This is a genomic window from Microbacterium testaceum StLB037, assembly GCF_000202635.1.
Lineage (GTDB): Bacteria > Actinomycetota > Actinomycetes > Actinomycetales > Microbacteriaceae > Microbacterium > Microbacterium testaceum_F.
Genome location: NC_015125.1, coordinates 2272753 through 2296180, shown reverse-complemented (window position 1 = coordinate 2296180; position 23428 = coordinate 2272753). Strand labels below are relative to the sequence as shown.

Genomic DNA, 23428 nt, shown 5'->3' with positions numbered 1-23428 from the left:
CGGTAGGCGTGCGGCACGCAAAAACCCCGCGGAAACTATCGTTTTCGCGGGGTTCGCACAAAGCACATTTGGCGGAGACGGAGGGATTTGAACCCTCGGTCCCCTTACGGGGACTCCACCTTAGCAGGGTGGTGCACTAGGCCTGACTATGCGACGTCTCCAGGTGATCGACGCCGAAGGCGCGAGCACACCGGTTCATACTACCCGCTCGTGCCCTGGCATCCGAATCCGAACCGACCGGATGCCAGGGCGGAAGCGTCAGCGGACGTTGCCGTTCGAGCAGGTCGCCTGCGCGGCCGTCTGGCCCGCGATCTCCGACGGCAGCGTGATCGCCGACGACGAGGGCTCGGGCGTGGGTGCCGCGCTATCGGTCGGCGCCGGGGAGGCCGTGTCGGTCGGGGTCGGCTGGGCGTTCTCGTCGACGACGACGCCGTCTCCGTCGCTCAGGTTGCCCGAGAGCTGGAGGGGCTGGTTCGCGGCGAGCGCGGCCCAGAGCGTGTCGGCCGCGTCGTAGTCGGGGACGACGCGGTTCGGGTCAGCCGAGTCGGTGAACGTCGGGTACTGGATGAACACGATCTGGTCGAAGGGAACGTCCTTGACCGCGGAAGCGATCTGCACGAGCGTCAGCGGGTTCGTGAGCGACGTCGAGGGGTCGACGTTGCGCAGGGCGGTCGAGGCGAGCTTGTAGAGGGTCGCCGGGTTCGACAGCACCTCCTGGCTCTTCATCTTGTTGGCCAGGCGCGACATGTACTGCTGCTGGTTCGAGATGCGGCCGAGGTCACCGCCGTCGCCCACGCCGTGGCGGGTGCGGAGGAACTGGAGGGCGTCGAGACCGACCACGGTGCGCGTGCCGGCGGGCCAGTCGATGCCGGTGTACGGATCTTTGATGCCGTTGGCGATACAGACGTCGACGCCGCCGATCGCGTCGGTGATGTTGATGACACCGCCGAAGCTGACCTTCGCGGCGAAGGGGATCTCGAGCCCGCTGAGCTTCGAGATGGTCTGCACGACGCACGAGAGCCCGCCGTACGAGAACGCGGAGTTGATCTGCTGCTTGCTCATCGCCGAGGTCTCGTTGCCGTCGGCATCCGTGCACGACGGGATCGGCACCATGAGGTCGCGGGGGAACGAGATCACCGTCACGCGGCGCGGCTCGTCGGAGATGTGCACGAGCATGTTGACGTCGTTGAGGCTGTCGCCGGAGTCGGCCCCCGAACAGCGGTCGCCGAAGAGCGGCGCGAAATCGGGCTCGCACTCGTCGGTTCCGACGAGCAGCAGGTTGACGCCGCCCTTAAGCTCGCCGAGGTCCGGCGGAACCGCGGGCTGCCCCTTCAGCTCGACCGCGTCGGCCGTGAAGCTCGACGACAGGTCGTACAGCGCGTACGCGCCGACTCCGAAACCGGAGACCAGCAGAACGGCCAGTCCCACCGCGACCGCGCGGAAGATCTGGCCGGCGGGGCTGAGCGTCCGCAGACGTCCATGGCGCGCGACGGTTCTCTGCCCGCGCGGGGTCGTGCTCTTGCTCACTCGGGTCCTTTCGGGGACGGATGCCATCCGGCCGGGCATCGCATCTCGCCTGGGCCGCGGCCACAGGTCGGAGCCATCTTAGGGATGCGCTGCTGAGAATCGTGTGAGGGTCAGGGAAATCTCACCTGACAACGGGTCCTCAGGCTCGGTACGCGTCGCGGCGGTGAACGATCGAAACGATCTCGATCACGAGCCGGTGGTCGACGATGCGATACAGAACGCGGTAGTCGCCGCGACGTGCGGAGTGGAGCGGCGCGAGCGGCTCGCGGAGCGGCTTACCGACACGACGGGGATTGGCGCGGAGGGCGCCCGCGATGAACTCGAAGGCCGCGGCCGCGACCTTCTCGGGGAGATCCTGCTCGAGCGCCCGTCGAGCGGCCCGGCTGAAAACGACCTCGTACTCGGGTGTCACGACGAGAAGCGCCCACGCACGGTCATCGCCGCACGAACATCCTCGAGGGACGAGGTCCGCCCCTCGGCGAGATCGGCAAGCCCCTCCCGCACAGCCGCGATCTCGTCGGGACGGCTGAGGATGTCGACCGTCTCGAGCAGGGAGTCGTAATCGTCGGCGCTCAGAAGGACGGCGACGCGGTCACCGTTGCGCGTGACATCGAACCGCTCGTGCGTCGTGACGGCGGACTCGACGAGCTTCGAGAGGTTCGCGCGCGCATCGGCGAGGGAGAGCGTGGTCATGTACAGAATTATAGCGTCGTGGGTTCGCATCCCGCTTGACCGGTCAAAATGAGAGAACGCGGAACCCTGCGGGCCCGCGTTCTCTCGTTGCGGAGGGTGTGGGATTCGAACCCACGGGACATTGCTGCCCACTGGTTTTCAAGACCAGGTCCATCGGCCGCTCGGACAACCCTCCCGGTCGACCGAGTCTACCGAGGGCGCGGTGGGCCGCGCGTCCAGCCCCCACCGACCGCGCGGTGCCCTGACTAGCGTCGGGCGCATGGCGAAAGCAGTGCGCGGGTCGGTGGCATCCTTTTTCCTTCGTCTCGGACGGCAGGTCTGGGTGCGGGCGGCGATCTTCACGGTGATCGCGGTGCTCGTAGCCCTGGCGGCGCGGTTCCTCGGGCCGCTCCTGCCGTTCTCGTTCTCGATCGACCTCGGCCAGAACGCGGTGGGGTCGCTACTGCAGATCATCGCGACGGCCATGCTCACCGTGAGCACCTTCTCGGTGACGGCGATGGTGACGGCGTTCTCGTCCGCGACGACCACGGCGACACCCCGCTCGACCTCTCTGCTCATCGCCGACCCGACCTCGCAGAACGCCGTGTCGACCTTCGTCGGCGCGTTCGCCTTCTCCCTCGTCGGGATCGTCGCCCTGTCGACGGACTACTACACCGAACAGGGTCGGACGATCCTCTTCGTCGGCACCCTCGTCATCATCGCGATCGTCGTCGTCACGCTGCTGCGCTGGATCTCGCACCTCTCCACCTTCGGACGCATGGCCGACGTCATCGACCGTGTCGAGAAAGCGGCGACGACCTCGCTCGAGCTCTGGGCCTCCTCGCCCACGCTGGGCGCGCGGCGGAGCACCCGCACCCCGGCGGATGCCACCGCGGTCAGCGCCGACGAGGTGGGATACGTCACGCACGTCGACATCGCGGGCCTGGATCGACTCGCGCACTCCCACGGGGTCGACATCCACGTCCATGCGTCGCCGGGACGCATCGCCGACGCGCGTGTGCCGCTGACATTCGTGCGCGGCGACATCGATGACGCGCTGAGGGCCGGCATCCGTCGCTGTTTCCGTCTCGAACACCACCGCACGTTCGAGCAGGACCCGCGGTTCGGCGTGATCGCCCTCACCGAGATCGGCAGTCGCGCGCTCTCGGCCGCGACGAACGACCCGGGCACGGCCATCGAGGTAATCGCGGCCCTCCAGCGCGTGCTCTCCCGGGCTCTCGTCACCGAGCCGTCGTACGACGTCGCCTATGAGCGCGTGTTCGTGACCCCGCCGACGCTGCGCGATCTCGTCGCCGATGCCTTCCGTCCGCTCGCACGCGACGGAGCGGCCGACGTCGAGGTGCAGGTTCGCCTGCAGAAGTGTCTCGCGTCGCTGGCGGCCACCTCGCCGGCGCACGAGCATCTCTTCCAGGATGCCGCGCGCGCGGCATTCGACCGCGGTCGACGTGCCCTCGACCGCGCTGACACGCGTGTGCTGCGCGCCGCGATGCGGTCCGCGTGGGCGGGGCACGGCATCCCTTCCTGAACGAACGATAAGCCGCGGATATCGGTTCACCCAGCGCACGCCGCCGGCGCTTGAGTTCGCCCGGACGTCGGCGTAAACCGGGGAAAAACAGCCCACCGCCCTCCGCAGCGGGCCTTGTTCGACAAGGAGGGGAACCCCATGCTCATCGCCTTCGCGCTCATCTACGCGGCATCCATCTGGGCCACCGTCGTCACCGTCCGCGACGCTCACGTCTCCGTCGGCCTGAAGGCCACGTGGACGATGGCGCTTCTGCTCCTGCCGCCGTTCGGGCTGCTGGCGTGGACCGTCGCGAGCGTCGCGAGCCACCGCCCCGGGCACGCCGCGCACATCTAGGGCTACAGCGCGCGCAGCACCGCGGCGACGCCGCCCTCGGTCACCGAGAGGCCGACCTCTCCCGCCGCGGCGTGCACCTCGGGCGGACCCTGGTGCATCGCGATCGCGCGGCCGCCGTTGCGCACGGCCCACTGCATCATCTCGATGTCGTTGCGACCGTCGCCCATGACGAGCACCCGCTCCGCGGGGATGCCGAGCCACCCGCGCACGAGCTCGAGCGCCGTGGACTTGTCGACGCCCTGCGGAGCGATGTCGAGCCAGGCGGTCCAGCCGATCGCGTACGACACCTGATTGAGACCGATGCGCTCGACCAGCTGCAGGAAGTCCTTGTCGGTCTTCTCGGGGGCGACCACGACGACACGGCACACCGGCTGCTCGGACAACTGGGCGAAGGTCACGCGGTTCGCGCCCTCGAGGTTCCAGTCATCGAGGTAGTCGGTGAACAGACGCGAGCCGTCGGGCAGCTCGACCAGGAAATGCGCTCCGGCCAGGTGCTCGCCGAGGAGGGTGAGGACCTCGGTCGGGTCGAACGTCTCGACGTGCGCGCGCTCATAGGGCGCGGCATCCCCGTCTCCGATGCGGCGCATGACGATCGCGCCGTTCGAGCACACGGCGTATTCGGGACGGATGCCGAGACGGTCCATGATCGTGTGCGTGCTGCCCCAGCTGCGGCCGGTGGCCAGCATGACCTCGTGGCCCGCCGCCTGGGCGCCGGCGACCGCCTCGACGACGCCGGGGCTGAGGGTGTCGTCTTCGAGGAGCACGGTGCCGTCGACGTCGAGCGCGATGAGCATGCGCGCGACGGGGGCGTCGGCCAGCTCGGCGACGGCGTCGGCCGCCTCCTGCTTCGGCGCGCTCTCGACGGCGCCGGTGTCGGGGAGAGCGGCCTCGTCGGTCACGCGATCGGCTCCATGACCTCGAGGCCGCCGAGGTACGGCCGCAGGACCTCGGGGACCGTGACCGACCCGTCCTCGCGCTGGTGGGTCTCGAGCAGGGCGACGATCCAGCGGGTGGTCGCGAGCGTGCCGTTCAAGGTCGCGACCGGGGCGGTCTTGCTTCCCTCGGGACGGAAACGCGTGTTGAGACGACGAGCCTGGTAGGTCGTGCAGTTCGAGGTGCTCGTGAGCTCGCGGTACGCGTCCTGCGTGGGGACCCAGGCCTCGATGTCGAACTTGCGCGCGGCGCTGGAGCCCAGGTCGCCCGCGGCCACGTCGATCACGCGGTAGGCGAGCCCCAGGTCCTGCAGCATCGCTTCCTGCATCGCGACGAGGCGGTCGTGTTCGGCCTCGGCATCCGCCGGGTCGGTGTAGACGAACATCTCGAGCTTGTTGAACTGGTGCACGCGGATGATGCCGCGGGTGTCCTTGCCATAGGACCCGGCCTCGCTGCGGTAGCAGGTGGACCAACCGGCGTAACGCTTGGCGCCACGCTCGAGGTCGAGGATCTCGTCCATGTGGTACCCGGCGAGGGGGACCTCGCTCGTGCCCACGAGGTACAGGTCTTCCTTCGGCAGGTGGTACACCTCGTCGGCGTGCTGGCCGAGGAAGCCGGTGCCGCGCATGACCTCTGGGCGCACGAGCGTCGGCGGGATCATCGGGGTGAAGCCGGCCTGCAGAGCGCGGTCGAGGGCCAGCGTCATCAGCGCGAGCTCGAGGCGCGCGCCGATGCCGGTGAGGAAGTAGAAGCGGCTGCCCGAGACCTTCGTGCCGCGCTCCATGTCGATCGCACCGAGCATCTCGCCGAGCTCGAGGTGGTCGCGCGGCTCGAAGTCGTAGGTCGGGATCTCGCCATGCGTGCGGAGGGTGACGAAGTTCTCTTCGCCCCCGGCGGGGACGCCGTCGAGGACGATGTTCTCGATCTTCGCGAGCGCGGCGTCGGCGGCGGCTTCGGCCTCGCCGACCGCGTGCTGCGCGGCCTTGACCTGCTCGCTGAGCTGCTTGGCCTCGGCCACGAGAGCGGCCTTCTCTTCTTTGGGTGCCTGCGCGACGCGCTTGCCGTGCGCGTTCTGCGCGGCGCGCAGCTCCTCGAAGGCGGTGATGGCGGCGCGGCGGTCGCGGTCGGCGGCGAGGGCCTCGTCCACCGAGTCCGGCGACTCCCCGCGGGCGATCTGGGAGCGCTTCACGAGCTCGGGATCTTCACGCAGCAGAGTCAGGTCGATCACGCGTCCATCCTACGGTCGGCATCGACCTCGGTTCCGCGCCGCCGACGGCCTGCACCGGGCCACGGAACACGGGCGCGCCGTTCGGGCCATGGGGCAACGGCATCCGGTCGTCAACCCCGGCCGATTCCCCCGTTCGGGAGGGGATCGCGGTCCTATGGTGGAGCAATGGCCGCCCCTGACGCGCCGCGTGACGACGCGGAGTCCCCCGAGAACGTCCCCGCCGACGCACCCGACGAGGTGAAGGCGGATGCCGCCGCCGCCGAGGGCTCGGGTGAGGACTTCCACGCCGCCCGTCTCGGCGATGACGTGAGCGACCGTCCGCGCAAGGACATCCCCGATCCCAAGGACGCCGCCGAGCCCGACGACACCATCCATCAGCCGGAGGACGTCGCGCCGGACTCGTCGGCGGAGGAGCCGGGCAAGACGCAGCGCGTCGACGTCGAGGGCGAGGAGGCCCCGATGGATGCCGAACCGACGACGCAGAAGCGTGCCGCCCTCGTGTACAACCCCACGAAGGTCGACCCCGAGACCCTGCGCACCCGCGTGGCCGGGCTCGCCGCAGAAGCCGACTGGGCCGAGCCCCTGTTCTACGAGACGACGGTCGACGACCTCGGCGATGACGCGACGCGCGCCGCTCTCGACGAGAAGGTGGATGCCGTGTTGGTGGCCGGTGGCGACGGCACGGTGCGCGCGGTGGCCGAGGCGCTGACCTCGACGGGCGTCCCCCTGACGATCATCCCGAGCGGCACCGGGAACCTGCTCGCCCGCAACCTCAACCTCCCGCTGACGGACACCGACGCGATGATCCGCGCGACCTTCGACGGCGACATCCTGTCCATCGACACCGGACTGGCGCGCATCCGCCGCGCCGACGGCGAGGTCGAAGAGCACGGGTTCTCGGTCATGGCGGGCATCGGACTGGATGCCGCGATGATCCAGAACACGCGCGACGACCTGAAGAAGCAGGTCGGCTGGGTCGCCTACGTCGACGGTGCGGCGCGCTCACTCGTGTCGGCCAAGCCGTTCCGCGTCATGTACCAGCTCGACGGGCATCGTCTGCACTCCGCGAAGGTGCAGAGCGTACTCTTCGCGAACTGCGGCGCCCTGCAGGGCGGCGTGGCGCTGATCCCCGATGCCTCCGTCGCCGACGGCCGCCTCGACGTGGCCGTCCTGCAACCGAGCGGTGTGCTGGGCTGGCTGGGCGTGTGGCGCAGCATCGTGTGGGACAACTCGGTGCTGCGCAAGTTCCGCGCCGGAAGGCGCGTGCTCGAGCGTCGCAAGGACACGTCGGTGCGCTACCTGCGCGGCACGGGCATCGAGCTGGCCACGGCCCCCGCACAGCCGATCGAGCTGGACGGCGACGAGTTCGGCGAAGCGACGCGCATCTACACCCGCATCATCGCCGGTGGGCTCGTGGTCGCGCTGCCGAAGGGCCACGACACCTCGACGCTCTGACGGCGGCGGCGCGGGCCGCCGTCCATCGAGAACGCATCCTTTGGCCGAGGACGCAGGCGTTCGACGCCGAACGGATGCGGTCTCGGCAAACACGTGCGGTTTCGCCGAGGGCGGGCGGGGGCAGGCGCGCGGGCGGGGCCGGGCAGGCGGGCGGGGCCGGGCGCGCGGGCCGGGCCGGGCGCGCGTCGCGCGGGCGGGGGACGGGCCGGGCGCGCGCCGGGTGTCAAGCCCGGCGGGCGGGATGCCACGGTGGATAGCGTCGAGGGATGCCATCGCCCTCCGTCGTGTGGTTCCGCGACGACCTTCGACTCACCGACAACCCGGCGCTGCGCGCCGCGCTCGACCGCGAGGAGCCGATCGTGGCGCTGTACCTCCTCGACGAGGAGTCGGACGGCGTCCGCTCGATCGGCGGGGCGGCGCGCTGGTGGTTGCACGGGTCTTTGGCATCCCTCGGCGAACGCCTCGAGGAGCGGGGCGGCCGACTCGTGCTGCGGCGGGGCCGAGCGGCCGAGGTCGTTCCCGCGGTGGTCGAAGAGGTGGGCGCGGGGGCGGTGTTCTGGAACCGGCGCTACGGCGGGGTCGAACGCGAGATCGACGCGGGCATCAAGGAGAAGCTGCGGGGCGACGGGGTGACCGTCGCGTCGTTCGCGGCGAACCTGCTGTACGAACCGTGGACGGTGCGCACCCAGGCCGACAAGCCCTATGGGGTCTACAGCCCGTTCGCCCGGGCGGTGCAGAAGCTTCCTGCGCCGCGTCCGCCGATGCCGGAGGCGCGCAAGGTTCCGGGCTTCGACGGACACGTCGACGGCGACGACCTCGCCGCATGGGACCTGCTGCCCACGAAACCCGACTGGGCCGGCGGCCTCCGCGAGACGTGGGAGCCGGGCGAGCCCGCGGGGAAGGCGCGCCTGAAGGAGTTCCTCGACGACGACCTCGGCGACTACTCGAAATACCGCGACGAGTTCGCCGGCGGGGCGACCTCGAACCTCTCTCCGCGCCTGCGCTGGGGAGAGCTGAGCCCCTACGAGGTGTGGCACGAGACGATCGCGCACCGCGGTTCGGGCGAGCATGCGCAAAGCGCGAGCGGTTTCCTCTCCGAACTCGTCTGGCGCGAGTTCGCCTGGCACGTGACCTACCACTCCCCCGACATCGCCACGGTGAACTGGCGGCGGAACTTCGACGCGTTCCCGTGGCCGAGGCTGAACCGCGCGCACCTCGAGACCTGGCAGCAGGGCAAGACGGGCGTCGCCGTCGTGGATGCCGGGATGCGTCAGCTCTGGCACACCGGGGTCATGCACAACCGCGTGCGCATGGTCACGGCATCCTTCCTCATCAAGAACCTGCTCATCGACTGGCGCCACGGCGAGCAGTGGTTCTGGGACTGCCTGGTGGATGCGGATGCCGCGAGCAACCCGTTCAACTGGCAGTGGGTCGCGGGATCCGGGGCGGATGCCGCCCCGTACTTCCGCGTGTTCAACCCGGACACGCAGCGCAAGAAGTTCGACCCGCACGACGCGTACGTGCGGGAGTGGGCGCCGGAGTACCTCGGCGAGAACCCTCCCGAGCCGATGGTCGACCTCGGCGAGACGCGCAAGCGCGCTCTCGACGCCTACGCCGAGGTCCGGCACGGCGGCTGACGCCGACGGATCGCCCGCGGTCGCGGCATCCGGACACGCGAAAGGGGCGCCACCTCTCGGTGACGCCCCTGACAGACGGTCGTCAGTTGACGCGCGTGTCGTCCGCGGTGTCCTCGTCGTCATCGCCCGGGATGTAGACGTCGACGACGGTCACGTTGATCTCGGCGACCTTCATGCCGACGAGCTCGGTGATGGCCTGGTGCACCGCCGCGCGGACGTTCGAGGCCACCCGCTGCAGCTGCTCCGGGTAGTCGACCTGGATCGCGATGTCGGCGGCGACCTCGGTCTCGCCCACCTCGACGCTCACGCCCTGGGCGTAGTCCTTGGCGCCGACAGCCTGGCGGATGTTGCCGATCACGCGGGCTGCGCCCCCGCCGAGAGCGTGGACGCCCGGGACCTCGGCCGCGGCGATGCCGGCGACCTTGGCGACGACGGCGTCGACGATGACGGTCGAGCCGCCGTCCTTCGTGGCGGTGGTGGGGGTGGCGGGGGTGGTGGGGGTAGCCATTGCACTTTCCTTCCGTCGTCTCCGGGACCGTGTGTCCCGCGATGTCATGAGTAAGACGCGGCGGGAAGCGGATTCGTCACGGCGATTTCCTGAGAGAAAGCTGAGGACGGATGCCGCGGGCTCAGGCGTCGAAGAACCCGCCGTACGGATCGTCCGAGTCGCCCGTGTCACGCGGGTCGTATTGGACGGTCTCGACCGAGAGTGCCACGCGCGAATGCGCGGTGAAGAGGGCGCTCACCTCGCGGTTGCCCACCACGACGAAGGAGACGAAGCGGCCGCCCGCCTGGACGGCTTGTTCGATCCGAGATCTCAACTCGGGGAGATCCTGCCCCTGCGCGAGAAAGAAGGACGCCTCGTCGATCGCGATCTGCGTGCGCACCATCGTCTGTCCGTCGTCCTGCATGTCGCCTGCCTGGTCGTCGCTCATGCCGGGAGGGTAGGCGGCTCGACGCGAAGCCGCGAGGGGGGTTGCCGCGCCCGCTCCGACGGAATAGACGACACGGCGGCGCGGTTGACACGGGGGTGATGCCCTCCCTCTCTGTTCTCGACCTCGTCCCGGTTCGTGCGGGACAGACCAGCGCTCAAGCCGTGGCTTCGGCCCTCGACCTGGTGGAGCGCGCGGACCGGCTCGGCTACCGCCGGTACTGGTTCGCCGAGCATCACAACATGCCCGCCGTCGCGTCGACGACTCCCCCCGTGCTGATCGCCGCTGCCGCCGCCCGCACCTCGCGCATCCGCGTCGGGTCGGGCGGCGTCATGCTGCCGAACCACTCGCCGCTCATCGTCGCCGAGCAGTTCGCCGCACTCGAGGCGATCGCCCCCGACCGGATCGACCTCGGCATCGGCCGCGCCCCCGGCAGCGACCCGGTCATCACGCAGTTGCTCAACCGCTCGGGCACGACGAGCGACGTCTCACGCTTCCCCGACCATGTGACCGACATCATGGCTCTCACCTCCCCCGAGGGGGCGACGGTGCGTTTCACCTCGGGCACCGAGTATCAGGTGAAGGCCACGCCCTTGGCATCCGGGATGCCGCAGATCTGGCTGCTCGGTTCGAGCGACTACTCCGCGCAGCTCGCGGCTTCGTTCGGTCTGCCATATGTGTTCGCCAATCACTTCGCCGGCGAAGGGCTGGAGCACGCGCTCCGGCTGTACCGGGACCAGTTCGTCCCGAACGAGTCGGGCGAGGGTCCTCGGACCTTCGTCACGGCCAACGTCGTCGCCGCGCCCACCGCCGAAGAGGCCGAGGAGCGCGCGCTGCCGCAGCTGCGGATGATGGCGCGGATCCGCACCGGTCGCCCGCTGACCGCGCTCGAGACCGTGGAACAGGCGAAGGCCGACCCGTTCGACGCCATGGCCGAGTCGATGATCGCCTCGAGCCGCCAGAAGTGGTTCGTCGGCACGGGAGACGACGTGCAGGGTCAGCTCGCCGCCTTTGCCGCGCAGTACGGCGTCGACGAGATCATGGTGTCGCCCGTCGCGGGCGCGTACGACGGCGAGTCGCTCGACGCGTCCGTGGGGCGCGCGCAGACGCTCGAGCTGATCGCGTCGCCGGCGGCTGTCGCGGCCTGACCGTCTGTGGTCCTGGTCCCTTCGACAGGCTCAGGGACCTCCGCCGCGCGACCACGCGTGCGTCGCACACGAGGTGGCTGAGCCCGTCGAAGCCACCGGGCGCGGCGCAGAGGTCAGGCCTCGGGCTCGCCGCTCAGCAGGCCGCGCAGCCAGTCGCGCGCCTCGACGAAGACGTCGTCGCTGTACCGCTGCGGGTAGCGCACGATCGCGCGGTCGGCGCGGGCGTAGGAGCCGAGGAAGATCACCTTCGGGCTGAAGCGGCGCAGCCCCAGCAGCGCGTCGGCCATGCGCTCGTCGAGCACGTGTCCGTCGGCGTCGATGACGAAGCGGTAGCGCCCGAGGGCGTCGCCGATGGGACGGGATGCCAGCAGGCTCAGGTTGATGCCCCGGGTGGCGAACTGCTCGAGCAGTTCGAGAAGGGCACCCGGGTGGTCCTCGGGGAGCTCGACGATGAGCGACGTCTTGTCGGCCCCCGTCGGCGGCGCCGGGGCCACCGTGCGGCTCACCAGGACGAAGCGGGTCACCGCGTTGGGGTTGTCGCCGATGTTCTCGGCGAGCACCGCGACATCGTGGTGGGCGACGATGCCGGGCGCCGCGATCGCGGCATCGGCGGCGCTCGTGCCGTCGAGCACGCCGAGCGCGCTCGCGACGTTGCTCTCCGCGGGCAGGTGCGCGTGGGCGGGAACATGCTCGCTCAGCCACTTCAGGCACTGGCCGTACGCCACGGGGTGCGCGGCGACGAGCGAGACGTCGGACAGCGTCGCGCCGGGACGCGCCACGAGCACGAAGTTCACCGGCACGAGGTACTCACCGACGATCCGCAGGCCCGGCACCGTGGCCAGCGCGTCCTGCGCGGTGGAGACGCCCCCGTCGACCGAGTTCTCGATCGCGATCATCGCGGCATCCGATCGTCCTTCGACGACATCGGCCAGCGCTTCCCCGACGTTGCGGACGGGTCGCCAGATCTGATCGCGCGCCTCCGGGACCTGGGCGAGTGCGGCCTCGGTGAAGGTTCCGGCCGGGCCGAGGTAGCTGTAGGTACGGCGGGCGGGGGTGTGATCTGTGTCGGGCAGCACCGGCTCAGCCTAGTGCGCCGGGATCAGGATGCCGACCGCCGCCGCGGTGATCGGTGGGCCCGCTCGAGCCGGGCGCCCGCGCGACGGCGGGGCGTGGCATCCGGTCGGGAAACCACCGATGTCGGTGGGCGGACGGGCCTTTCGGACGGGCGCTCTTCGGAAGGATGCGACGAAGGTGCCGGCTTCAGCCCCCGACGCCTGCCCGGCGGGACCCGACCCGCCGGGCACTCGTTCGAAAGCCGTCGACCATGTCAGAGAAGACCGCAGCCGTCCCCGTCCCTCGTCGCCAACGCGGAACGGATCGCGACGCGACCCCGCAGCCGATGACACATGCACGCCCCTCGGCGCGACGCATCGCGCGGGCCCGCCTCGCCGTGGTGCTGTGCGCGTCGATGTGGGTGCTCTACTGCGCGACCGTCGTCGTGGCGCTCTCGCGCGGCGGCGCACTGGTCGACGCCGCCCAGCTCGTGACGACGGTCGTCTTCCTGATCTCGGTCACCTTCCTCACGCTCTCGGCGTGCATGCACCTGCTCGCCCGCTCCGGCGCCCTGCCGCGCTTCGCCGCCCACCGGCGGACGCGCCGTATCGTGCTCGACGAGCACTTCGCGGAGCGCGAGCCGAGACTCACGGCGCTGCTGCCCTCGCGCGCCGAGGACCCAGCGCTCGTACGGATGGGACTATGGTCGGTGGCCCTGCAGGAGTTCCCGCGCATCGACGTCGTGCTTCTGCTCGACGACGATCCCTCCCCCGCGGACGACGACGCACGGGCGGGGCTGGAGGGATGCCGCCGACTCACCGACGACCTCGCGGAGACGCTCCGGCCCGTCTTCGCTCGTGTCGAAGCCGCTGCCGCACGGGTACGCGACGAGGCGATCAGCCCCGTCGAAGCGACCGAGGTGGCGATGCGCGAGCACGCCGCGTGCGCCCAGTGGCTGCGGGCGCGGGCGGCGGAGGAACCCGCGAACACGCACGTCGAGGTCTTCTTCGTCGAGCAGATCCTGCGCCGTCTGGCGGACGAACTGGATGCCACGGCCACCGCGCTCCTGGAGGCCGCCGAAGCCGGGGAGCCGCCGCTTCCCGTCGAGCGTGCGCGTCACCTCGTCGAACGACTGGTGCGCATCTTCGGCGTCCGGACCCGGACCTTCGAGCGGCGCCGCTACACGAACCTCTCGCACACGGCGAACAAGGCCATGAACCTCAACGCGTACCTCGGGCTGATGGGGGGTCGGTACCGCGAACGGGTCGCGGTCGGCGGTGTGGCGCTCGAGCGGGTCGACGAGGGACACACCGATCTCGAGGTTCCGGAGAGCGACTACGTCCTCACCCTGGATGCCGACTCGATGCTGCTGCCCGGGTATTGCCTGCGTCTGGTCCACGCCCTCGAACAGCCCGAGAACGCCGGCGTCGCCGTGATCCAGACGCCCTACTCGGCGTATCGCGGAGCACCGACGCGCCTGGAACGCCTGGCGGGCGCGACCACCGACCTGCAGCACATCGTGCACCAGGGCCTCACGGCCTTCGACGCCACCTTCTGGGTGGGGGCGAACGCGATCCTGCGGTGGGACGCCATCCGCCAGCTCCGACGGGAGAGCCGGGAAGACGGCATCCCGATCGTCCGATTCATCTCGGATCGCACCGCGATCGAGGACACCGAGTCGTCGATCGACATCGCCGCGCGGGGGTGGTCCCTGCTGAACTACCCCGAACGGCTGAGCTACAGCGCGACCCCGCCCGATTTCGGCACGCTGGTGATCCAGCGGCGGCGCTGGGCGGACGGCGGTCTGCTGGTGCTGCCGAAGCTGCACGAGCTGGCCGTCCGCCGTCGGCGCGAGGGGCGACCGCTTCGTCTCGCGGAACGGCTGCTGCGGATGAACTACCTCGGTTCGGTGTCGTGGGTGACCCTCGGCCTGCTCGCGGTGCTCACGCTGTACCCCATGGACGGACAGCTCGTCACGGTGCTGCTCCTGCTCATCGCGGTGCCCTACTTCACCGAGATGGCCTCGGACCTGCACGCGCTGGGATACCACCGGAGCGATGTCGCCGCGATCTACGGGCTGAACCTGCTCCTGCTGCCGGTGAACCTCGCGGGGAGCGCCGCGTCGCTCGTCCAGGTGCTGAGCGGTCGACGAGCCCGCTTCGCCCGCACGCCGAAGGTGTCGACGAGGACCCGCGTGCCCGCCCTGTATCTGATCGCTCCGCTCGTGATCGCGGGGATCGCCGCCGCGGTGGCCGTGCGCTCGGTGTTCGCCCAGGCCTGGGGGACGACGGTGTTCGCCGCCTTCACCGCGCTCGCGATCGCGTGGGCGATCGCGCGGCTGATCGGCATCCGGTACACGGTGTCGGACCTGTGGTTCGCGTGGCTCGATTGGATCTGGGTCGCCCCGCCCGCGCCCGCGCCGACGCCCGACCTCGCCCGCGCGCGCTGGGCGGCCGTGCTCGACGACGGTCCACTGGAGTCGGCGGGGGTCGCCGCGTGAGCCCCGTGACGGCGCCCGCGCGCTCGCGGTTCGCGGGTCGTCGCCTGTCGTTCGCGCGGATCGCACTGACCTTCGTCGCCGCCCTCGCCGTCGCCGCCGCCGGGGCTGCAGCGGCCGTCGTGCCCGTCCTGACGACGCCGACCGTCGCCCCGGGCTCGGATCGGTGGTTCGCCGGCTACTACGACGTCACCCTCGACAGCGGGGAGCAGCTCGCGCGGAGCACGGTGGCGGAGGGACCGGGCGGTGTCGTCCTCGCCTTCGTCGTCGCGGCCGGAGACGCTGACTGCACACCGACCTGGGGCAAGGCGTACTCGCTCGACGACGCGGCATCCCGCTTCCAGCTCGACCGTCGCGTGGAGCGTCTGCGACGCGAGGGGCGGCCTCTCGCGGTGTCGTTCGGCGGGGCGATCAACACGGAGCTCGCGGCGGCCTGCTCCACGGTCGACTCTCTCGTCCAGGCCTACCGTCTCGTGCTCGACCGCTACGGAATCGACGTCATCGACCTCGACATCGAGGGCGACGCGCTCCGCGACACCGCGGCGACCGCCCGGCGCGCGGCCGCGGTCGCGCAGCTGCAGCGGGAACGCGCGGAGGCCGGGCAGCCGCTGGACGTCTGGCTCACGCTGCCCGTCGCCCCGAACGGGCTGACCGACGACGGGCTCGGGCAGGTCGCCTCCCTGCTGGATGCCGGGGTGTCGCTCGCGGGAGTGAACGCGATGACGATGAACTTCAACGCCGACGACCGGTCGGTGTCACTGGCCGACCTGTCGATCGGCGCGCTGCGGGCGACCGCCGCGCAGCTCGAGACCGCGTGGAACGACCGGGATCTGGCGCTGCCTGCCGGAGGAGCATGGTCGCTGCTCGGCGCGACGCCAATGATCGGGCAGAACGACGTGGAGCACGAGGTGTTCAGCCTCGACGACGCGCACGCCCTCGCCGCCTTCGCCGACCAGGTCGGTCTGGAACGCGTGTCGCTGTGGTCGGTGAACCGCGACCGCACCTGCGGCACCAACTACCCGCACCCGCACACGGTCTCGGTGTCGTGCAGCGGTGTCGAACAGGCCGGGGAGACGTTCTCCGACGTGCTCGGCGCCGGGCGCGACGGCACACCCTCGGGGCGGGTCGCCCCCGACGACGACTCCCCCGTCATCGCGGACGACCCGGAGAAGAGCCCGTTCCCGGTCTGGTCGTCGCAGTCGTTCTATTCGGCGGGGGTCTTCGTCGTGTGGCACGGATCGGTCTACGTGTCGAAGTGGTGGAACGAGGACGGCGCCGTCCCGGATGATCCGACCCTGGATGCCGCGGCCTCGGCGTGGACCTACGTCGGTCCCGTGCTGCCCGGAGACCAGCCGTACGCGCTGCCCCAGCTCCCCGCGGGGACCTACCCCGAGTGGGTCGCCGGGGATCTCTACAACCAGGGCGACCGGGTCATGTACAACGGGAGCGGGTACGAGGCGAAGTGGTGGTCGAGGGGTCAGCGCCCGGACCGCTCGGTCACGGACCGGGACTACTCGCCGTGGAAGCTCGTGACGGAGCCCTGATCCGTGCTGTCGAAGACAAGCGCGTGACCGTCGACGGTGACGCTGGCCACCGCCTGCCGACCCGGTGGGAGGAGTCGACCGACCACGCTCCGCTGCGCCTGGGCGATCGCGTCGACCATCCAGGCCACGACGGCGCGGATCTCGGCCTCGGGCAGGCTCTGATCGCTGTCGTCGAGCAGAAGGACGTCGACCCCGCGACCGCGCGCCGCGGCGACCGCGCCGCGCAGGGGTTCGCGGGAGAGGGATCCCGCGCGTAATCCGTCGCGCAGCGCCCCCTCGAGTGCGGCGTACTCGTGCCGGTCGTCGGCGGACGCGGGCTGCCCCTCGCCGATCCGGGACAGCAGCGGCACCACGGTTCGAGCGAGCTCGTCGGTCCGCTCCCGCAGCTCCGCTCGCGCGCCGCGCGACCAGCTCTCCTGTTCCTCCGCCGCCACGGCCTGCTGGTGAAGCGCGGCGATACGCCGTTGCATCCGGCGGACGGTCAGGAGCATCACGGTCGCGATGACGACGATGAGCGCGGGGCGGGCCGTCAAGGCGATGATCTGGCCGACCGGGGTGCCGTCGGCGACGCCGCCGCCGATGACCACCGCGGCCACGACCGCCGCCGCGGCGAGCGCGATGCCGAACCGGCCCCGGAGGGCGAGTCCCACGAGGAGGAACGCGAGCGCGACGACCGGCCACAGGTCGCCGTAGGTCGTCGGGGCCGCGACGACCGTGAGGAGCGCCCCCAGCACCGCGGCCGCGACGACGACGACGGTCCGCCCTCGGGAGGGCACGAGACCGGGCGAGCGTCGCAGAGCTTCGGCCGCGACGACCACGACCACGAGGATCGCGACCTGACGCGGCCACGACGACGGCGTCGCGACCGTCATGGCGATCGCGCAGACGATCTGGAGCACGACGAACCCCACGCCGACGAGGGCCGCTCCGCGGCGGAGCGACCGACGGTCGCCGAGCGCGGCCACCTCCACCCCGGGCTCGGGCGTGTAGGACAGCACGACGCGTGTGCCCTCCCCCGGTGCGGACTCCACGCGTCCCTGTCCGCCGGGGATGCGGTCCATGCGACCCACGATGCTCTGCCGCACGCCGAGCCGGTCGTCTCCGATGCGCGACGGATCGAAGCCGGCACCGTTGTCGGCGACCACCACCTCGACCGTCCCGTCGCTCGCCCGCACGCTCACCACTCGCTGCGCCCCGCCCGCGTGCCGCCGGGAGTTGTCGAGGGCTTGGCGCACCGCCCCGACGAACGCCTCGTGGACGGCGCCGGGGAGCGGCGGCACGCTCGCCCCGGCCGATACGCACTGCGCGTCGTGGGCGTGGGCTTCCGTGCGGAGCGCCGCCTCGAAGGACGCGGTGTCGCCGGCTTCGTCGTCGACGAGGCGGGTGAGCATGTCCGCGGCGTGTCGCGCCTGAGCAGCCAGCCGGTCCCTCGGCACGGGGAGCGGCGACGCGGCGAGCGCGAGCGTGGCGAGGGCCTCGTCGTGCACGAGAGCCGCCGCGCGGGTGCGTGCGGCCAGCCGTCCCCGCTCCGCGTACTCGCGGGAGCCGGCCGCGCGGCGCACGGCCGCAGCCTCGTCGAGGCCCGCCCCGACCGAGAGGACGTATCCCCCCAGGACGCAGATGACGGATGCCGTGAGCGCCGCGTGGACGTCGTTGATGACCCCGTCGACGTCGAAGCCCCCGAACCCCAGCCGGAAGAACACCCCCGCGGTCGCGCCGAAGAGGACGGTGGCCCACCCCCACCTCACCCCGCCGGCGACGAGGGCGGCCGCGACCGCGGCGCTCGACGCGGTCAACAGCCACGGCATCCGTTCCACGTGACCGACGTGCGCCGCGAGCGGGAACAGGGCGACGAAGACGACGTACATTCCCAGGGCACCGGCTGCTCCGAGACGCAGGGCGCGGGGGCGGAGTAGCGGGGCGAGCAGGCCGACGGCGATGGTGAACGCGCCCGAGGCCGAGCCGAGGGACGTGTACCAGAGGGGGAACCCCTGCTGCTGTCCCTGGCTGAGGAAGCCCGCGTTGACCACCGCGACCACGAGGATCAGGAACGCCGACGCCCGGATGATGACGAGGCGAGCGGCGCGGAGGCCGGGCTTGTCGTCAGACACGGCGGGGACCGGGGACGAACCCGTCTTCGATCCCCCGCTGATACAGCTCGACCTTCGACGTCGCCGGGCGGCCGATCAGCTGGTAGACCGCGCGGATGCGCCGGAGGTGGTCGTTCACGGTGTTCTCGGAGATGAAGAGCTGACGGGCCACCTCGCGGGCACCGAGGCCGGACGCGTAGAGACCGAGCACCTCCCGCTCGCGGTCGGTGAGGGGTGCGCCCTGCAGCAGCGGATCGGCGTCGACGGCCGATGCCCACTCGGTCGTGGCGACGTGCTCGCCGGAGGCCGCCGTCATGATCGCCTCGAGGAGAGCCGCGGGCGGGGCGGATTTGCGGACGATCCCGGCCACATCGGCCCTCGACGCGGCCCGCACGAGGAACGGATCCTCGCCCGAGGTGAGCACGAGCACGTGCGCGCCCCACCTGCGCAAGGAGGCGACGTTCTCGCCCGGGGTGGAGCCGTCGCGCAGGCTCAGATCGAGGAGCACCAGGTCGGCGTCGAGAGCGCGCGACGTCAAGGCGGTCACCGTGCCCGCGTGACGGGCGAACGTCAGGCCCTCGGCATCCGCGAGCAGGTTCTGGACCGCGAGAGCCACCAGTTCGTGGTCGTCGACGATCGCCACCCGCGCATCAACCCCGGCACCCATGGCGATGAGTATGACGTACTCGCATGCATGGGGTGAAAAAGTCCGTTCGCGGCCCTCTCATGCGCCGCAGAGCAACGGATTCCCTCGGAATCCGTCACCGCGTGTGCGCATGTCCGATGCAGCGGGCAGACTGGGCGCATGAGCAGTCGCGCAGGGCAGCCCGCAGAGGCATCCGATCTCATCGACATCGACGAACTGATCGCGGCGTATTACGACCGCAAACCGGATGCCGCGGTGCCGGAGCAGCGCGTCGCCTTCGGCACGAGCGGCCACCGCGGATCGTCGTTGAGCACGAGCTTCAACGAGGACCACATCCTCGCCACCACCCAGGCGATCGTCGACTACCGCGCGGCGCAGGGCATCACCGGCCCCCTCTTCCTCGGCCGCGACACCCACGGGCTCTCGCTTCCCGCCGAGCGCAGCGCCATCGAGGTGCTGGTCGCGAACGGCGTCGACGTGCGCGTCGACTCCCGCGACGCGTGGGTGCCGACGCCCGCTCTGAGTCACGCGATCCTCACGTACAACCGCGGGCGTGCGCTCGACGACCCGGGCCGCGCCGACGGCATCGTCGTGACCCCGTCGCACAACCCTCCGCGCGACGGCGGCTTCAAGTACAACCCGCCGCACGGCGGCCCCGCCGACACCGACGCCACGGGCTGGATCGCCGACCGGGCGAACGCGCTCATCACCGCCGGCCTCGAGGGCGTCCAGCGCACCCCGCACGCCGACATCGATCTCGACAACCTCGGCCAGTACGACTTCCGCGACGCGTACGTGCGGGATCTGGCATCCATCATCGACATCGACGCGATCAAGAGCGCGGGCGTGCGCATCGGCGCCGACCCGCTGGGTGGCGCGTCGGTCGAGTACTGGGCGCTCATCGCCGAGGTCTACGGCCTCGACCTGACCGTGGTGAACCCCGAGGTCGACCCGACGTGGAAGTTCATGACGCTCGACTGGGACGAGAAGATCCGCATGGATCCCTCCTCGCCCTCGGCGATGGCCTCGCTCGTCGCCGCACGCGCCGAGTACGACATCCTCACGGGCAACGACGCCGACGCCGACCGCCACGGCATCGTCACCCCCGACGCGGGTCTGATGAACCCCAACCACTACCTCGCGGTGGCGATCGACTACCTGTTCTCGCACCGCGAGGGCTGGCCGACGGATGCCGCGGTCGGCAAGACCCTCGTGTCGTCGATGATCATCGACCGCGTCGCCGCCTCGCTCGGCAAGACGCTGCTCGAGGTTCCCGTGGGCTTCAAGTGGTTCGTCCCGGGCCTGCTCGACGGCTCCGTTGCCTTCGGCGGCGAGGAGTCGGCCGGAGCATCGTTCCTGCGTAAGGACGGCACCGTGTGGACGACCGACAAGGACGGCATCCTGCTCTGCCTGCTCGCCGCCGAGATCCTCGCCGTCACCGGCAAGACGCCCTCGCAGCGGTACGCCGAGCTCGAGGCCGAGTTCGGCGCCTCGGCCTACCAGCGCGTCGACGCTCCCGCGACGCCCGCGCAGAAGTCGGCGCTGTCGAAGCTGTCTCCGGATGCCGTGTCGGCCACCGAGCTCGCCGGTGAGCCCATCACCGCCAAGCTCTCGCACGCGCCGGGGAACGGCGCCGCGATCGGCGGCCTGAAGGTGCAGACCGAGTCGGCCTGGTTCGCCGCGCGCCCCTCGGGCACCGAAGACGTCTACAAGCTGTACGCCGAGTCGCTCCGCGGCGAGGAGCACCTGCGCGAGGTGCAGGAAGAGGCGCGCGCGGTCGTGTCGGCAGCGCTCGGCCAGGCGTAACGCCTCCGTCGAAGCGGCGCCGTCCTGCGGGGCGGCGCCGTTTTCGTGCGCGCCGGGGTTTCGCGCGCGCCGGGGCTTGCGCGCGCGCCGGGGCTTGCGCGCGCGCCGGGGCTTGCGCGCGCGCCGGGCTTTTCGCGCGGGCCGGGCTTTCGCGCGCGGCGGGCTTGCGAGCGGGCGGGCGCCGAGCAGGCGAGCGGGCGGGCGGGCGGGCGGGCGAGCGGCCGGTCGGTACCGATAAACGCCGATCCGTGCGAAAAACACGGCGAGGCCGCGTTTCTGACCACGAACAGCGTTTATCGGCGACGGGGCGGAGGGATGCCGCGGCCCCGACGCCCCGGGCAACGGCGGCGGCCGGGGCACGGCGGCGGGGACGCCACGGCGGCATCCGCCCAGCCGCCCTCTCGCCCACCACGCCGAGAAACGCCGATCCGTGCGAAAAACACGGCGAGGCCGCGTTTCTGACCACGAACAGCGTTTATCGGCGACGAGGCGGGGGATGCCGCGGCCCCGGCGCCCCAGAGAACGACGGGGCGGAGAGACGCCGCGGCCCCGGCGCTCCACAGAACGTCGGGGCCGAGGCATCCGGAGCCGGGATCAGGCGGGGGCGAAGGTCTTCGCGTCGATCACGAAGCGGTAGCGCACGTCGCTGTTCAGCACGCGCTCGTAGGCCTCGTTGATCTGGTCGGCCGAGATGAGCTCGGTCTCGGGGGCGATGCCGTGCTCGGCGCAGAAGTCGAGCATCTCCTGGGTCTCGCGGATGCCGCCGATCGACGAACCGGCGAACGAACGGCGGTTGGTGAACAGCGTGAAGACCTGGATGGGCAGGGGCTCCGGCGGGGCGCCGACGTTGACCATCGTGCCGTTGAGGGTGAGCAGCCCGAGGTACTTCCGCAGCTCGAGCGGGGCGCTGACCGTGTTGATGATGAGGTCGAAGCTCTTCTTGAGCTTCTCGAACGTCTCGTCGTCCTTCGTCGCGTAGTAGTGGTCGGCGCCCATCTTCAGGCCGTCGTCCTTCTTGCTGAGCGTCTGCGAGAGCACGGTGACCTCGGCGCCCATCGCGTGGGCGATCTTGACGGCCATGTGCCCGAGACCGCCGAGACCGACGACGGCGACCTTCTTGCCGGGACCGGCGTTCCAGTGGTTCAGCGGCGAGTAGGTCGTGATGCCGGCGCACAGCAGCGGCGCGGCCTTCTCGTAGGGGATCGACTCGGGGACGCGCAGCACGAAGTGCTCATCGACGACGATCTTCTCGGAGTAGCCGCCCTGCGTGATGGAACCATCGACGTCCTTGCCGGCGTACGTGCCGATGTTGCCCTTCTCGCAGTACTGCTCCTCGCCCGCGAGGCAGTTGTCGCACTCGCGGCACGAGTTGACCATGCAGCCGACGCCGACGCGATCGCCGACCTTGTGCGAGGTGACCTCGGACCCGACCTCCGCGACCGTGCCGACGATCTCGTGGCCGACGGTCAGGGGGTAGGGGACGTCGCCCCACTCGCCGCGGATGGTGTGGATGTCGGAGTGGCAGATGCCGGCGTAGGCGATGTCGATGAGGACGTCCTTCGGGCCGACGTCACGACGCTCGATGGTCGTGGGCTCGAGGGGCGAGGTCGCGGACGACGCCGCGTAGGCGTTGACGTGCATGGGTCTCCTCAGGAGGGTCGATGCGGATGCATCCATCCTCCCCCCGCGGATCCCCCTGCGGCGCGGGCTTGCACGGATGTGCGCGAGATGTCACGGCACCGCCGGTACGTCACGGATGCGCGAGCCGCCGGAGCACGCGCGGCTAGGGTGAACTCGTGCTCACGACGTCCCTCCGCCCCGCCCGGAGCCTCGCCGTGATCGCGCTCGTCGCGACGGCCGCGCTCGGCCTCTCGGCGTGCGTCCCCGGGGTCGGACCTGCCCGTGACACGAGCCCGGGTACGCCCCCGACCCCGTCGAGTTCGATGGTGAGCCCGCGCACGAGCCCGACCGCCGATCCGCGCCTGACCGCCCCCGCCTCGGCGCGCGTGGCCTCGACGTGCGACAACATCATGGACCCGGCATCCGGGAAGACGGTCCGCGAGATCGTTCCCGTCGAGGGGGCCGTCACCCTTCCGACCTCCCCCGCGCTCGCGCAGGGTCCGAGATGCACCACCAGTGGCTCACCCGACGGCGACTACTACACGTGGTCACCGGCATCGCGGACGGACTGGGACGCTCTCGTCAGCGAGCTCACCGCCGACGACAGCGCCTGGTTCACCGAGGACGGCCCGCGCGGCACCTACCTCACGTACAAGATCGACGGCCGCTACAGCCAGACCTTCCTCTTCACCGGCGACGCGGTCATCCTCGCGCCGGACAAAGCCGCCACCGACTTCGTGATCGGTCCGCCGCTCGCCTGA

At 70.9% G+C, this 23428-nt stretch carries 20 protein-coding genes and 2 tRNA genes; 9 read left to right on the top strand and 13 right to left on the bottom strand.

The genetic code is table 11. The features are described 5' to 3' along the window. Positions 1-69: 69 nt before the first annotated feature. From MTES_RS10385 to MTES_RS10365, 5 genes are all read right to left on the bottom strand, one after another. A tRNA-Ser gene (locus tag MTES_RS10385) sits at positions 70-161 on the bottom strand. A 97-nt stretch (positions 162-258) separates the two neighbouring features. After that, complete coding sequence (locus MTES_RS10380; RefSeq protein WP_013585207.1) at positions 259-1527, bottom strand: LCP family protein; 1269 nt, start codon at positions 1525-1527, stop codon at positions 259-261. Positions 1528-1666: 139 nt separating this feature from the next. Continuing rightward, positions 1667-1939, bottom strand: a complete 273-nt coding sequence (locus MTES_RS10375; protein ID WP_013585206.1) for a type II toxin-antitoxin system RelE family toxin — start codon at positions 1937-1939, stop codon at positions 1667-1669. Further along, positions 1936-2220: a type II toxin-antitoxin system Phd/YefM family antitoxin gene (locus MTES_RS10370; protein WP_080575403.1), complete on the bottom strand. Its 285-nt coding sequence runs from the start codon at positions 2218-2220 to the stop codon at positions 1936-1938. The genes MTES_RS10375 and MTES_RS10370 overlap by 4 nt, the downstream gene beginning before the upstream one ends. A gap of 90 nt (positions 2221-2310) precedes the next feature. After that, a tRNA-Ser gene (locus MTES_RS10365) sits at positions 2311-2395 on the bottom strand. A gap of 84 nt (positions 2396-2479) precedes the next feature. Here MTES_RS10365 and MTES_RS10360 point away from each other — a divergent pair. Next, complete coding sequence (locus MTES_RS10360) at positions 2480-3745, top strand: DUF2254 domain-containing protein (RefSeq protein ID WP_080575402.1); 1266 nt, start codon at positions 2480-2482, stop codon at positions 3743-3745. A gap of 138 nt (positions 3746-3883) precedes the next feature. Further along, positions 3884-4078, top strand: a complete 195-nt coding sequence (locus tag MTES_RS10355) for a PLDc N-terminal domain-containing protein (RefSeq protein WP_013585203.1) — start codon at positions 3884-3886, stop codon at positions 4076-4078. Between the two features lie 2 nt (positions 4079-4080). Here the strand turns inward: MTES_RS10355 and MTES_RS10350 are convergent, their stop codons facing one another. After that, the gene (locus MTES_RS10350; protein ID WP_013585202.1) at positions 4081-4977 is read right to left on the bottom strand and encodes an HAD family hydrolase; all 897 of its coding nucleotides are present in this window, start codon (positions 4975-4977) and stop codon (positions 4081-4083) included. Next, on the bottom strand, positions 4974-6239 hold the full coding sequence (serS, locus tag MTES_RS10345; protein ID WP_013585201.1) for a serine--tRNA ligase: 1266 nt from the start codon (positions 6237-6239) through the stop codon (positions 4974-4976). The genes MTES_RS10350 and serS overlap by 4 nt, the downstream gene beginning before the upstream one ends. Before the next feature lie 165 nt (positions 6240-6404). Here serS and MTES_RS10340 point away from each other — a divergent pair, with 165 nt between their 5' ends. Together MTES_RS10340 and MTES_RS10335 are read left to right on the top strand one after the other, a co-directional pair. Continuing rightward, positions 6405-7694, top strand: coding sequence for a diacylglycerol kinase family protein (locus tag MTES_RS10340; RefSeq protein WP_013585200.1), 1290 nt, complete (start codon positions 6405-6407; stop codon positions 7692-7694). Positions 7695-7960: 266 nt separating this feature from the next. Then, positions 7961-9331: a cryptochrome/photolyase family protein gene (locus MTES_RS10335; protein WP_013585199.1), complete on the top strand. Its 1371-nt coding sequence runs from the start codon at positions 7961-7963 to the stop codon at positions 9329-9331. 82 nt (positions 9332-9413) lie between these two features. Here MTES_RS10335 and MTES_RS10330 read toward each other — a convergent pair whose 3' ends face one another. Further along, the gene (locus MTES_RS10330) at positions 9414-9839 is read right to left on the bottom strand and encodes an Asp23/Gls24 family envelope stress response protein (protein WP_013585198.1); all 426 of its coding nucleotides are present in this window, start codon (positions 9837-9839) and stop codon (positions 9414-9416) included. 121 nt (positions 9840-9960) lie between these two features. After that, positions 9961-10266: a hypothetical protein gene (locus MTES_RS10325; RefSeq protein WP_013585197.1), complete on the bottom strand. Its 306-nt coding sequence runs from the start codon at positions 10264-10266 to the stop codon at positions 9961-9963. Positions 10267-10364: 98 nt separating this feature from the next. Here MTES_RS10325 and MTES_RS10320 point away from each other — a divergent pair, with 98 nt between their 5' ends. Continuing rightward, a complete protein-coding gene (locus MTES_RS10320; protein WP_013585196.1) occupies positions 10365-11411 on the top strand; it encodes an LLM class flavin-dependent oxidoreductase in 1047 nt (348 codons plus the stop codon). A gap of 113 nt (positions 11412-11524) precedes the next feature. Here the strand turns inward: MTES_RS10320 and pheA are convergent, their stop codons facing one another. Then, positions 11525-12487, bottom strand: coding sequence for a prephenate dehydratase (gene pheA / locus MTES_RS10315; RefSeq protein ID WP_013585195.1), 963 nt, complete (start codon positions 12485-12487; stop codon positions 11525-11527). A gap of 248 nt (positions 12488-12735) precedes the next feature. Here pheA and MTES_RS10310 point away from each other — a divergent pair, with 248 nt between their 5' ends. Together MTES_RS10310 and MTES_RS10305 are read left to right on the top strand one after the other, a co-directional pair. Then, positions 12736-14964, top strand: a complete 2229-nt coding sequence (locus MTES_RS10310) for a glycosyltransferase family 2 protein (RefSeq protein ID WP_013585194.1) — start codon at positions 12736-12738, stop codon at positions 14962-14964. Continuing rightward, positions 14961-16505, top strand: a complete 1545-nt coding sequence (locus MTES_RS10305; RefSeq protein ID WP_013585193.1) for a chitinase — start codon at positions 14961-14963, stop codon at positions 16503-16505. The genes MTES_RS10310 and MTES_RS10305 overlap by 4 nt, the downstream gene beginning before the upstream one ends. On the opposite strand, the gene MTES_RS18495 is transcribed toward MTES_RS10305, so the two are convergent. Both MTES_RS18495 and MTES_RS10290 read right to left on the bottom strand, forming a co-directional pair. Continuing rightward, positions 16472-18616 (bottom strand): sensor histidine kinase, encoded by a 2145-nt coding sequence (locus MTES_RS18495; protein ID WP_013585192.1) that lies wholly within the window; start codon positions 18614-18616, stop codon positions 16472-16474. The two genes, MTES_RS10305 and MTES_RS18495, sit on opposite strands and share 34 nt — an antisense overlap. After that, positions 18609-19262: a response regulator transcription factor gene (locus tag MTES_RS10290; RefSeq protein ID WP_013585191.1), complete on the bottom strand. Its 654-nt coding sequence runs from the start codon at positions 19260-19262 to the stop codon at positions 18609-18611. Before MTES_RS10290 ends, MTES_RS18495 begins: the two co-directional genes overlap by 8 nt. 138 nt (positions 19263-19400) lie before the next feature. Here MTES_RS10290 and pgm point away from each other — a divergent pair, with 138 nt between their 5' ends. After that, complete coding sequence (pgm, locus tag MTES_RS10285) at positions 19401-21047, top strand: phosphoglucomutase (alpha-D-glucose-1,6-bisphosphate-dependent) (protein ID WP_013585190.1); 1647 nt, start codon at positions 19401-19403, stop codon at positions 21045-21047. Between the two features lie 594 nt (positions 21048-21641). Here the strand turns inward: pgm and MTES_RS10280 are convergent. Beyond that, on the bottom strand, positions 21642-22688 hold the full coding sequence (locus MTES_RS10280) for an NAD(P)-dependent alcohol dehydrogenase (protein ID WP_013585189.1): 1047 nt from the start codon (positions 22686-22688) through the stop codon (positions 21642-21644). 155 nt (positions 22689-22843) lie between these two features. On the opposite strand from MTES_RS10280, the gene MTES_RS10275 reads away from it, so the two are divergent. Next, positions 22844-23428, top strand: a complete 585-nt coding sequence (locus MTES_RS10275; RefSeq protein ID WP_013585188.1) for a hypothetical protein — start codon at positions 22844-22846, stop codon at positions 23426-23428.